The 12,044-nt window shown below is 70.6% G+C and carries 9 protein-coding genes; 4 read left to right on the forward strand and 5 right to left on the reverse strand.

Annotated features, from left to right (window positions below; translation table 11 throughout):
- Positions 1-77: 77 nt before the first annotated feature.
- The gene (gene ahcY / locus F4560_RS06045; protein WP_312868577.1) at positions 78-1,547 is read left to right on the forward strand and encodes an adenosylhomocysteinase; all 1,470 of its coding nucleotides are present in this window, start codon (positions 78-80) and stop codon (positions 1,545-1,547) included.
- 123 nt (positions 1,548-1,670) lie between these two features.
- Positions 1,671-2,966, forward strand: a complete 1,296-nt coding sequence (locus tag F4560_RS06050) for an ATP-grasp domain-containing protein (RefSeq protein ID WP_184917328.1) — start codon at positions 1,671-1,673, stop codon at positions 2,964-2,966.
- Positions 2,967-3,012: 46 nt separating this feature from the next.
- Here the strand turns inward: F4560_RS06050 and F4560_RS06055 are convergent, their stop codons facing one another.
- From F4560_RS06055 to F4560_RS44190, 3 genes are read right to left on the reverse strand one after another with little or no spacing between them, the layout of a single operon-like run.
- Positions 3,013-4,200, reverse strand: a complete 1,188-nt coding sequence (locus F4560_RS06055; protein ID WP_221483360.1) for an ATP-grasp domain-containing protein — start codon at positions 4,198-4,200, stop codon at positions 3,013-3,015.
- A gap of 32 nt (positions 4,201-4,232) precedes the next feature.
- On the reverse strand, positions 4,233-5,498 hold the full coding sequence (locus F4560_RS06060; protein WP_184917330.1) for an MFS transporter: 1,266 nt from the start codon (positions 5,496-5,498) through the stop codon (positions 4,233-4,235).
- Positions 5,495-6,706 carry an ATP-grasp domain-containing protein gene (locus F4560_RS44190; protein WP_246477745.1) on the reverse strand — a complete coding sequence of 404 codons (1,212 nt, stop codon included), beginning with the start codon at positions 6,704-6,706 and terminating at the stop codon, positions 5,495-5,497. Before F4560_RS44190 ends, F4560_RS06060 begins: the two co-directional genes overlap by 4 nt.
- Positions 6,707-6,989: 283 nt before the next feature.
- Between F4560_RS44190 and F4560_RS06070 the strand changes: the two genes are divergently transcribed.
- Both F4560_RS06070 and F4560_RS06075 read left to right on the forward strand, forming a co-directional pair.
- A complete protein-coding gene (locus F4560_RS06070) occupies positions 6,990-8,366 on the forward strand; it encodes a 3' terminal RNA ribose 2'-O-methyltransferase Hen1 (protein WP_184917334.1) in 1,377 nt (458 codons plus the stop codon).
- The gene (locus F4560_RS06075) at positions 8,366-10,855 is read left to right on the forward strand and encodes a polynucleotide kinase-phosphatase (protein WP_184917337.1); all 2,490 of its coding nucleotides are present in this window, start codon (positions 8,366-8,368) and stop codon (positions 10,853-10,855) included. Before F4560_RS06070 ends, F4560_RS06075 begins: the two co-directional genes overlap by 1 nt.
- Before the next feature lie 10 nt (positions 10,856-10,865).
- Here the strand turns inward: F4560_RS06075 and F4560_RS06080 are convergent, their stop codons facing one another.
- Together F4560_RS06080 and F4560_RS06085 are read right to left on the reverse strand one after the other, a co-directional pair.
- Complete coding sequence (locus F4560_RS06080) at positions 10,866-11,837, reverse strand: hypothetical protein (protein ID WP_184917340.1); 972 nt, start codon at positions 11,835-11,837, stop codon at positions 10,866-10,868.
- Between the two features lie 27 nt (positions 11,838-11,864).
- The gene (locus tag F4560_RS06085; protein ID WP_184917344.1) at positions 11,865-12,014 is read right to left on the reverse strand and encodes a hypothetical protein; all 150 of its coding nucleotides are present in this window, start codon (positions 12,012-12,014) and stop codon (positions 11,865-11,867) included.
- Positions 12,015-12,044: the final 30 nt, after the last annotated feature.

Consider the following 12,044-nt stretch of genomic DNA (forward strand, 5'->3'; position numbering starts at 1 on the left):
TGACGAGGACGACCGTTTACGCCGTGCACGCGCCCTGCCGGAGTTTGTCAGTCAGACGCGACCCGGAGGAGAACTACGTGACGATCCAGCTGACCGCCGACAGTGGGGGCTCGGTGGCCGACTTCAAGGTCGCGGACCTGTCGTTGGCACCGTTCGGCCGGAAGGAGATCCAGCTCGCCGAGCAGGAGATGCCCGGTCTGATGGCGCTGCGCAGGGAATACGGCCCCCAGCAGCCCCTCGCGGGCAAGAAGATCGCCGGTTCGCTGCACATGACGATCCAGACCGCCGTGCTCATCGAGACGCTCGCCGCCCTCGGCGCCGACGTCCGGTGGGTGAGCTGCAACATCTTCTCGACCCAGGACCACGCCGCCGCGGCGGTCGTCGTCGGGCCCGAGGGCACCGTCGACAACCCCAAGGGCAGCTCCGTGTTCGCCTGGAAGGGCGAGACGCTGGAGGAGTACTGGTGGTGCACCGAGCAGCTGCTGACGTGGCCCGACGGCAGCGGCCCCGACTCGATCGTGGACGACGGCGGTGACGCCACGCTGCTGGTGCACATGGGCGTCGAGTACGAAGCCGCCGGCGCCGTGCCGTCGTCCGCCGAGGACGACTCCGACGACCACAAGCTGATCCTGGAGTCGCTGCGGCGTTCGCTGGCGTCCAGCCCGACCCGGTACACCGACATGGCGAAGTCCATCATCGGCGTGACCGAGGAGACCACGAACGGCGTCAACCGGCTCTACCAGCTGCACAAGGCCGGCAAGCTGCTGTTCGCGGGCATCAACGTCAACGACTCGGTGACGAAGAGCAAGTTCGACAACAAGTACGGCATCCGCCACTCCCTGATCGACGGCATCAACCGCGCCACGGACGTGATGATCGCGGGCAAGCTCGCGGTCGTGTGCGGCTACGGCGACGTCGGCAAGGGCGCGGTCGAGTCGCTGCGCGGTCAGGGCGCCCGCGTCGTGGTCACCGAGATCGACCCGATCTGCGCGCTCCAGGCCGCGATGGACGGCCTCAACGTCGTCCTGCTGGAGGACGTGATCGCCGACGGCGACATCTTCATCACGACCACCGGCAACCGCGACATCATCATGGCCGAGGACATGGCCAAGATGAAGCACAACGCGGTCGTCGGCAACGTGGGCCACTTCGACAACGAGATCGACATGGCCGGGCTCGCCAAGGTGCCCGGCATCGAGCGCATCGAGATCAAGCCGCAGGTCCACGAGTGGAAGTTCGCGGACGGGCACTCGATCATCGTGCTGTCCGAGGGCCGCCTGCTCAACCTGGGCAACGCCACGGGCCACCCGAGCTTCGTGATGTCCTCGTCGTTCTCGAACCAGACCATCGCGCAGATCGAGCTGTACACGAAGCGCGAGGAGTACGGCGTCGGGGTCTACATGCTCCCGAAGCACCTGGACGAGAAGGTCGCGCGGATGCACCTGAGCGCGGTCGGCGCCAAGCTGACGCCGCTCACGAAGGTCCAGGCCGAGTACCTCGGCGTGGACGAGAACGGCCCGTACAAGCCGGACCACTACCGCTACTGACAGCACTGCCGGTAGCGGGTAGCGCTACCGGCGAGCACCGCAACTGACACCACGCCGACCGGCTGTCACCCCCGTTTCCAACGAGGGGTGACAGCCGGTCGTCCTTTGCACCGGAGGAAACGCATGTTCAACATTTCCGCGGCGGCAGCCACCGGGGACCGGTACCTCCTGGTCCTCGGTGCGGACATCCTGTTACGCGAACGCGCGATCGTCTCCGCGTTGCGCACGTACCCCGGGCCCGTGCTGGGAATGAGCGCGTCGCCCGCGGCCAGTCAGTTGAACCGGTTCTTCGACCACGTCCTCGAAGCGGACTACTACAACGCCGAGCAGGCGCTGGACGCGGTCCGCGAGTTCGAGCAGCGGACCGGGCTGCGGCCCCAGGCCGTCGCGCCGATCATCGAGATGTGCGTGCACGTCTCGGTCGCCATCTCCAAGCACTACGGGCTGCGCACGCTGTCCGACGAGGCGCTGGCCCGCTCGCGGGACAAGCACACCATGAAGGTGGCGTTCGAGAACGCCGGTGTGCCGTGCGCGAAGCACCGGTTGTTCTCCACCCTGGACGAGTTGCGGGCCGGTGCCGCCGAACTGACGTTCCCCCTCGTGCTCAAGCCGCGTGACTTCGCGGGCAACGTCGGCACGATCAAGGTCGACCACCCCGACGAGCTGCCCGCCGCCTTCGACTACTGCCGCGACTCGCTGCTGGAGATCGCGCCGATCTACGACTTCGCCGACGGCCGCTTCCAGGCCGAGGAGTTCGTGGACGCGACCCACGAGGTGTCCGTGGAGGTGGCGAACTGGGACGACCACCGCGCGGTGCTCGCGGTGACGGACAAGTCCAAGGCCGGTCCGCCCTACTTCACCGAGCGCGGCCAGCTCGTGCCCAGCCAGGACAGCGACAACGCCGCGCTGCGGCAGGTGGCGCTGGACGCGTGCGCGGCGCTGGACATCACCCGCGGCCTGGCGCACGTCGAGGTGCTGGTGAACGGCGACCGGCTGAGCGTGGTCGAGGTCGCCGCGCGGCCCGGCGGCGACGGGATCATGGACCTGATCGACCGCGTGTACGGGTACAGCCCGTACGACGTGCACTACGCGTCCTACCTGCGGCCGTTCGACGGCTTCCCGGACTTCCCGCGCACCGCGCGCGGTGTCGGCGCCACCGCGTTCCTCAAGGCGCCTCCCGGCACGATCGGCGAGGTGCGCCCGGTGGAAGGGCTGACCCGCGACGAGCTGGGCCTCTACCTCACGGCCAAGGTCGGCGACACGTCCCGCCCGGCCACCTCGTACCTCGCGCGCGACGGCGTGCTGGAGGCGTTCAAGGCCGAGCCGACCGAGGACGAGGCCAAGCTGTTCCGGTCCTATGTGGACGATCTGGCGGCGCGGCGCACCGACGAGCTGTTCACGGTGACGCCCGCGGAATGAGCGGGTGGGTGCGCGGCGGTGGAGCCCACCGCCGCGCACCCGGATGTCAGCGCGGCGCGGTCTCCACCACGAGGGTCCGCCGGACTTCCGCCAGCGCGGCTTCCAGCTCGACCCGGTCGCCGGCGGCCAGCAGCACCTGGCCGACCCGCTGGTTCGAGGACCGCGCGGGTTCGACCACGGAGTCGACCGCCACGCTCAGGCCCGCCTCCACGACCGTCTTGTGCTCGCGCACGGCTTCCAGGCCGTGGATGGCGGTGACCGTGCCGGCGGTGGCCAGTGGCAGGTAGCTCGCCGCGTACCGGATCGGCCCGGTCGGGGGCGTCGGCAGCGCACGGCCGAGCGCGACCCTCGCCACCAGCTCGAACCAGTCGAGGCCGTAGGTCAGGCCCAGCAGCTCCATCAGGTGGTCGCCGGGGGTGCGGACGGCGATCTCCATCAGCACCGGCCCGGCGTCGGTGAGCCGGAACTCCAGGTGCACCAGACCGCTGCGCATCCCCATCGCCGCCAGGACGTCCGCGCCGAACCGGTCGATCGTGGCCCGCACTTCGTCGGTGACGTCGGCGGCCGACCGGTGCGCGACCTCGATGAAGTTCGGCGGCCCGGTGGTCTCCTTGGCGGTGACGTTGGCGAACCACACAGCGCCGCCGACGACCAGCGCCTCCCAGCTGTACTCGGGCCCTTCGATCGCACGCTCGACCAGGAGCCGGCCCTCGCCCGACCGCCGCGCGGCCACCTCCGCGAACGCCGCCGCGTCCGGCACCAGCTCGACACCCATGCTGCCCGCCATGGACAGCGGCTTGACCACCACCGGCAACCGTGCCAGTGCCCACTCGGCCGCACCGGCCAGGTCGTCCACGACGAGGTGCTCCGGCTGCGCGATGCCCGCCGCCGCGAACCGGCCGCGCTGGAGCGCCTTGTTGCGCGAGATGACGCTCGCGCGCAGCGAAGGCCCCGGAACGCCCAGTTCCTCCTGCACCATCGACGCGGCCAGGACCTGCGGCTCGCTGAACGCGATCACGCCGTCCGGCCGTTCGGCGGCGACCGCGGCGAACGCGCCCTCGGCCCACAGCTCGTCGGAAGCGCCGCGGGTGACCGTCAGCCGGTCCACGAGCCCCGCGATCGACTCCGCCTTCTGCGCCGTCTCCACGGCCACGACCCTGGCGCCCAGCGCACGTCCGGCCGCCAGGTACGGCAGCCCCATGCGCCCGACCCCAACCAACAACAGCGTCTGCACGCCGCCTACCCCCAGTTTCTCGGAACGATCCGTCAGTTGTGCGCCATCGCCGGTTCGTCCGCCGGCCGCGAGATCAGCGACACGGCGAAGCCCGTCAGCACGAACGCGGCGCCGAGGCCGAGCCAGCCGACCGGCCCGACGTCGATCACGGCGAAGGTGATCAGCGCGGGCCCGACCACGCTCGACCCCGTCAAACCCAGGTGGTACACCGACAGGTACGTCGACCGGCGGTGTTCCGGGCTCAGCGCGTAGGAGATGCCCCACGCGCCGATGGACTGCCAGATCTCGCCCAGCGTCATGGCGACCACGGCGGCCAGCACGAGCACGACCGCCCACGTCGCGCTCACGTTCGGCGTGAACGCGACGAGCACGCAGCACGCCCCGAGGAGCCACCCCGCCCACAACTGCCTGCGTGCCGAGGGGCGCAGACCTTCGACACCGCGGCTCAAGGGCACCTGGAGCACGATCACCATCACCGTGTTGACCACGACGACCACACCGACCACGGCGAGCGGTGTCGACGTCCGCGTGCTGATCCACAGCGGCAGTCCCACGGTCAGCAGGATCGAGTGCAGGTACAGGATTCCGTTGAGCCCGGTGAGCACGAGGAACCGCACGTCGCGCACCATGGCGACGGCGGCGGTCGCGGGCGTTTTCGCGCTCTCGCCGACCGGCGTCGCGGCGACCAAAGGCAGCCTCGCGAGCATCACGGCCGCGGCGAAGAACGTCAGCGCGTCGGCGAGGACCAGGAACGTGTAGAACCGCGGGTCTCCGGCCGCGACGGCTCCGGTGGCGAGGAGCGCGCCGCCGGTGAAGCCGGCGTTGCGGACCGAGCCGATGACCGCCATCGTCCGCACCCGCCGGTCACCGGTGGAGATCGTGCCGACCAGGGACTGCGTGAGGGGTCCGCTGCTCCACTCGGCGAAGCCGACCAGGAACGCGACCGCGTAGAACAACACCGGGGTGTCGGCGAACGGGTAGAGCACGAAACACGCGCCGCGCCAGCCGTACAACGCGACCAGGCCCCGCTTGGGTCCGATCCGGTCCGCGAGCCGGCCGATGATCGGCGTGCCGAGCAAGCCGGCGATGCCCGAGATGGTGAGGCCGATGCCGACCTCGCCGATGGTCAGGCCGAGGACCTTGGTGAAGAACAGCGCCGAGCCCGCGATGAACAGCCCGGTGCCGAGCGAGTCGATGAACGACGCGCCGACCAACCAGCGCGCGCCGCGCCCCTCGGGGAGCAAAGCCCGTGCGCGGGCACGCAGACCGCGCGCGGGCGGCGGTTCGGTGGCCGTCACGCCTCGGTCTCCGGCAGGGCGGGCCCGACCTTGACCGCGGCGAACATCTCGGCCATCAGCCGGGCCATGTCGTCGCTGCCCGCCGGACCCGTCACACCGGCCAGGGGAACGTGCGCGTCGGCGTAGGTGATCGTCTGGGACACCGGTTCGCCGTCGGCGCGCTGCACCCACCGCCACACCAGCGGGTGCTCCGCGTAGTCCTCGGCGCCGGACACGCGGCAGTGCGTAGTGCCGAGCGTGTGGCCGGGCCAGACGAACCAGCCGAACCTCGCGTCCGGCGCCGGCACCCGGTTCGGGATGTGGGCGCTCGCGCCTTCCACCAGCAGCCGCAACTGGGCCGACGGCAGCCGCACACCGGTCGCCAATTCGAAGGTGTCCACCACGTCCGCGCCGCCGAACCTCGCGCCGACCTCCAGGAACACGAGGCCGTCCGCGCCTTCGATGGCTTCGAGGTGGAACGGGCCGGTCGAGATGTTCACCGCGGCGAGGCAGCGCAATACCCAGTCCACGACTTCGGGATCGGTGTCGATCTGCACCGATCCGAGCGGTTCCCCTTCGGCGTAGGCGAGGCAGGTGTTCACGTACCGGCTCACCATCACGGTGACCGGCGCGCCGTCGGCGACCAGACCGTCCACGTGAATGATCGGCCCTTCGACGAACTCCTCGATCTCGTACTCGTCCGCGTCGACAGCCATGCCGCGCCCGGCTTCCAGCGCGCCATTGACGCTCGGGTGGCGGGTGACGCCCTCACTGGACGCGCCGGACTTCGGCTTGAGCACGGTCCCGCCGGTCCACGGCACGTCTTCGGGGGCGGCAAGCGCGGCCGTCAGCCCCGAGAAGCGTGGCGTGCGCAATCCCCGTGCGGCGACAGCGGCCTTCATGGCCACCTTGTCCCGGTAGGGCAGCACTTCGGCTTCGGTCGGGCCGGGAACGCCCAGGGCTTCCCGCACCTTGGCCGCCGTCAGCAAGTCGTACTCGGACAACGCGATCACCACGTCGGGCGCGGGTTCGCCGGCGAGCGCGGCGATGATCTCCTCGTGCGCCGGGCCCGTGCCGGGACGGCTGAGACGACGGGCCGGGACGTCGGCCGGCATGGTCTCCACGCGGTCGGGCACGCTGATGTAGGTGACCTCGTGCGCGTGGTGGTCGACACTCTCCGCATACCGGACCAGGGTGTCCGGAACGCGGTGCAGGACTAAAATTCGCATGGAAATCTTCCGGTCGCCGGTGCACCACCTGCAATGCCCCGCCGAACCGCGCGGCGAGGCGTGATCGAGGGTAGTCCAAGGTCCGATGGGCGACTGTGGGCCAAACGGATCAGCGTGCTGCCGGTGTCGTGCGGCGTCTCATTATCGCCTGTTATCCGTGAATTTCCCATCGAATTGCCCGCACTCGCCAATGCATTCGAACGGCACCGTCGCCACCCGACAAACCGGAGGTCCCGCGGTAATTCGGCAGCGCGAACGGGAGCAGGTCGTCCACACTCGACGCGTGCTGCTCACCCTGACCACGACCCACCGCCCGGCCACCGACCTCAGCCACCTCCTGCACAAGCATCCCGAGCGCGCGCAAACGTTCACCACCTCCTCTGGCACCGCACACGTCTTCTACCCACGTGCGGACGAGGAGGAGTGCACGGTCGCGCTCCTGCTGGAGGTCGACCCGGTCGCCTTGGTGCGCGGGCCCGGCAGCACGCTCACCCAGTACGTCAACGACCGCCCGTACGTCGCAGGCTCGCTGCTGACCGTCGCCCTCGGTTCGGTCTTCCGCACCGCGATGAACGGCCGCAGCAAGACCCACGAGGACGTCGCCACCACACCGATTCCGTTGACCGTCCGCATCCCGGTGCTGCCGCACCGGCTGGTGGAACGCCTCTTCACCCCGCTCGGCTGGACCACCCGGATCACCCCGATCCCGCTCGGTGACGGCGACGACGAGGATTCGCGGTACGCCGACGTGACCCTCACCGGCACCCTCACCCTGTCCGACGCGCTGAAGCACCTCTACGTCCTGCTTCCGGTCCTCGACGGCAACAAGCACTACTGGGTCGCCGAGGACGAGGTGGACAAGCTGCTGCGCGCGGGGGAGGGGTGGCTGGGCACGCACCCGGACCGCGAGCTGATCACCACCCGGTACCTCATGCGCCGGCGTCCGCTGGTGCAGTCCGCGCTGTCCCGCCTGGCCGACGTGGAGGAGGTCGAGCCGGAGGAGCTGGACAACGCGCTCACCGAACCCAAGATCTCGCTCGCCGTGCGGCGCCGGGAGGCGATCCTCGACCAGCTCAAGCAGGCCGGCGCGCGCACGGTCCTGGACCTCGGCTGCGGTGACGGCGCGTTGCTGCGGGCACTGCTCGAACAGCCCGAGTTCACCGGCATCCAGGGCGTGGACGTGTCCGCGCGCGCCCTTTCCACCGCCGCGCGCAAGCTCAAGCTGGACAAGATGTCGGACCGCCAGCGCGCCCGCCTCACGCTGCGCCAGTCCTCGCTGACCTACGCCGACCCGGAGCTGAAGGGGTACGACGCCGCCGTGCTGATGGAGGTGGTGGAACACCTCGACCCGGACCGCCTGCCCGCGTTGGAGCACTCGGTGTTCGTCGTCGCGCGTCCGCGCACGGTTCTGGTCACCACGCCGAACGTCGAGTACAACGCGCTGTTCGAGACTCTGCCGGAAGGTCAGCACCGGCATTCGGATCACCGGTTCGAGTGGACCAGGGCCGAGTTCGAGGACTGGACGACGGGCGTCGCGGCCAGGCACGGCTACACCGTGAGCCACCTGCCGATCGGGCCGGTGGACGCCGAACGCGGCGCGCCGACCCAGCTCGCCGTCTTCTGCCTGGCCGAGCACACCAGTACGGGGGAGGACAACTGATGGAGCTCAAGATCCCGGACCTGTGCCTGGTGGTGCTGGTCGGCGCGTCCGGCTCGGGCAAGTCCACGTTCGCGCGCAAGCACTTCCGGCACACGCAGGTGCTGTCCAGCGACTACTTCCGCGGTCTGGTCGCCGACGACGAGAACGACCAGTCGGCGTCCGCCGCCGCGTTCGAGGTGCTGCACTTCGTGGCGGGCAAGCGGCTGGACGCCGGCCGGACCACCGTGATCGACGCGACGAACGTGCAGCGGGCCGACCGCGCGCACCTGGTCGAGCTGGCCCGCGAGCACAACGTGCTTCCGGTCGCCATCGTGCTGGACACGCCGGAGGAGGTCTGCGTGGCGCGCAACGCCACCCGCCCGGACCGCGACTTCGGCGCGCACGTCGTGCGGCGGCACCGGATGGCGTTGCGGAAGTCGGTGAAGTTCCTCGGCAAGGAGGGCTTCAAGCGGGTGCACGTGCTGCGTGCGCAGTCCGAAGTGGACGAAGCCGTCATCGTGCCGGAGAAGCTGCTCAACGACCTGCGCCACGAGACCGGCCCGTTCGACGTGATCGGCGACGTGCACGGGTGCCGCGCGGAGCTGGAGGACCTGCTCGTCAAGCTCGGCTACGCGCTGGTGCGTGACGCGGACGGACGTCCGGTGGACGCGATTCCGCCCGAGGGCAGGCGCGCGGCGTTCGTCGGCGACCTGGTCGACCGCGGCCCGGACACGCCCGGCGTGCTGCGGCTGGTCATGGGCATGGTGGAAGCCGGGCACGCGTTCGCCGTGTGCGGTAACCACGAGCAGAAGCTGGTGCGCGCGCTGCGCGGCCGGAACGTGCAGGTCAAGCACGGTCTGGCGGAATCGCTGGCGCAGCTCGCGGCCGAGCCGGAGGAGTTCCGCGCGAAGGTCGAGCGGTTCTGCGACGGCCTGATCGCGCACTACGTGCTCGACGGCGGCGACTTGGTGATCGCGCACGCGGGCCTGCCGGAGCGCTTCCACGGCCGTGCGTCGGCGCGGGTGCGCAGCTTCGCGCTCTACGGCGACACCACCGGCGAGACCGACGAGTACGGCCTGCCGGTGCGCTACCCGTGGGCGACCGAGTACCGGGGCAAGGCGACCGTGCTCTACGGGCACACGCCGATGCCGGAGGTGGAGTGGGTCAACAACACCATGTGCCTGGACACGGGTGTGGTGTTCGGCGGCAGGCTGACCGCGTTGCGCTACCCGGAACGCGAGGTCGTTTCGGTTGACGCGCACGAGGTCTGGTACGAGCCGGTCCGCCCGCTCGTCGTGCCGGAAGCGGAACGTGAGCCGGACGTGCTGGCGTTGTCCGACGTCACGGGCAACAGGTTCGTGGAGACGGCTCACCGCGGCCGGGTGGCCGTGCGCCCGGAGCAGGCGGCGTCCGCGTTGGAGGTGATGAGCCGCTTCGCGATCGACCCGCACGCGCTGCTGTACCTGCCGCCGACGATGGCGCCCACGGCGACCTCGCAGCGGCCGGACGTGCTGGAGCACCCGGAGGACGCCTTCGCGGAGTACCGGAACGCGGGCGTGCGCGAGGTGATCTGCGAGGAGAAGCACATGGGCTCGCGCGCCGTGGTTCTGGTGCGCAAGGAGTCCGGAGGCGTGATCCACACGCGCACAGGTCGGGCGTTCTTCAACCGGCCGTTGGGCGACGAGCTGCTGACGCGTGTCCGTGAGGAGGTGACGAGGGCCGGTCTGTGGGAGGAGTTCGACACCGACTGGCTGCTGTTCGACGCGGAGCTGCTGCCGTGGAACGCCAAGGCGGCCGGGCTGATCAAGGAGCAGTACGCCTCGGTCGGCGCGGCGGCCACGGGTGCGCTCGGCCCGGCGGTCGACGTCCTGACGGTGGCCGCCAAGCGGGGCATCGACGTCACCGACCTCCTGCGCCGCACCGAGAGCAGGCTGGCGAACGCCGCCGGCTACCGCGACGCCTACCAGCGGTACTGCCGGCCGACCGACGGGCTGGCGGGCGTCAGCATCGCGCCGTTCCAGCTGCTCGCCGCACGCGGCCGGACGTTCCACGACCGGGACCACCTGTGGCACCTGGACGTGTTGGGGCGGCTCCAGGGCGACCTGTTCACCCGTACTCGGCACTTGGTGGTCGACACGACCGACGACGCACAGGTCGCGGCGGGCATCCGCTGGTGGGAGGACATGACGGCGGACGGCGGCGAGGGCATGGTCGTCAAGCCGCTGGCGAACCTGGCGCGCGGTGAGCGCGGCCTGGTGCAGCCGGGCGTGAAGGTGCGCGGGCGCGAGTACCTGCGGATCATCTACGGCCCGGACTACACCGAGCCGGAGAACCTGGAACGCCTGCGCAAGCGCGGTCTGGGGGCGAAGCGGTCGCTGGCGATCCGTGAGTACGCGCTGGGCTTGGAGGCGTTGGAGCGCGTCGCCCGTGACGAGCCGCTGTGGCGCGTGCACGAGTGCGTGTTCGCCGTACTCGCGCTGGAGTCCGAGCCGGTCGACCCACGGCTCTAGGCGGTGTTTGCTAGCGGGTGATCAACCGCTCCATCACCTCTACGGGGAGTGACGGGTTCGCGGCGGCGTGCCTTGCCAGGTCCGGGTCGTCCACGAGGGCGACCAGGACGTCGGTCGGCAGGTTCGGGTGCTCCGCCGCCCACCGTCGCGCGGCGTCGTCCCCGAGGCAGAGCAGCAGGGTCTCCGCGCGGGTGTTCGGGTGTTCGGCGACCGCGCGGTAGGTCCGGCGTGCGGTGGCGTTGCGCGCCATGTGGTGCAGCAACTCGGGGGTGCAGTGGGGATTCGTCGCGAGCATGCGGAACAGGCCCGGCCCGTGCCGCGCGGCGAGTGCCCGCACCCGGTCCGCCGACAGGGCCGGGTGCGGGGCGATCCCTTTGGCGACGCGGATGTCGTCGTCCGCCAAGAGCAGCTCGAAGACATCCGCCGGCAGCGCGGTGCGCTGGGCGACCAGCATGCGGACCCGTGCGGACGGTGACGCCGCGAGAAGGCGCAGTTCCTCGTCGGTCGCGGTCATCACGCGGGGCACCAGGCTCGGCCCGATCCGGGTCGACTCGGCCAGTCGCGTGAGCACGTCCAGCGGGACGGACGGGTTGTGCGCCACGCCCAGCCGCACGCCCGCGTACTCGTCGTCCGCCAGTTCGCGCAGGATCGACTCCGCCACACAGGGGTTGGCGGCGAGGTCCGCGCGGACACCGGGGATTCGATCGGCCGCCAGCCGTTCCTGGGCGTCGAGGGGCAGGTCCGGCCGGCCGGCGAGCGTCCACCGGATCGTGTCGCCGTGGTCCAGCAGGGCGGTCACCTCGGCCGGCGGTGTGGTCGGGTCGGCTGCCCGCCGGACGTCCGGCTCGTCGTGCCAGGCGGTGTCGCGCGGAGGTGCCGCCGGTCGGTCGGGCAGACGTGCTCGCAGGCGTGCGCGCAGGTGGTCGGGCAGCGACGGGTTCGCACTCAGACCGTGCAGGATGTCCCGCACTTGTTCATCCACTCCGTACTCCCCGGTAGGCCCCCGACTCTAGTGCCGTGCGAGCTTGCCCAGCCGCCACCCGGCCGTTGCCCAGCAAATGCCCCAGATCAAGAAGAAGGGCGACCACACGGCGTACCCGAGGAACAGCGCCGCCACCGCGTACGCCGGCCGGCGGCGGGTGCGACCGGAATGAACCATGGGCGGGACGCCACCCACCCCGAACTGAGA

It is taken from the genome of Saccharothrix ecbatanensis (assembly GCF_014205015.1).
GTDB classification, from domain to species: domain Bacteria; phylum Actinomycetota; class Actinomycetes; order Mycobacteriales; family Pseudonocardiaceae; genus Actinosynnema; species Actinosynnema ecbatanense.

What these genes read in the sequence shown, in the direction of transcription:
- F4560_RS06050 (WP_184917328.1), top strand. Translation starts at nt 1,671, where the DNA reads ATGTTCAACATTTCCGCGGCGGCAGCCACCGGGGACCGGTACCTCCTG.
- F4560_RS44190 (WP_246477745.1), bottom strand. Translation starts at nt 6,706, where the DNA reads ATGCGAATTTTAGTCCTGCACCGCGTTCCGGACACCCTGGTCCGGTAT.
- F4560_RS06075 (WP_184917337.1), top strand. Translation starts at nt 8,366, where the DNA reads ATGGAGCTCAAGATCCCGGACCTGTGCCTGGTGGTGCTGGTCGGCGCG.
- F4560_RS06085 (WP_184917344.1), bottom strand. Translation starts at nt 12,014, where the DNA reads ATGGTTCATTCCGGTCGCACCCGCCGCCGGCCGGCGTACGCGGTGGCG.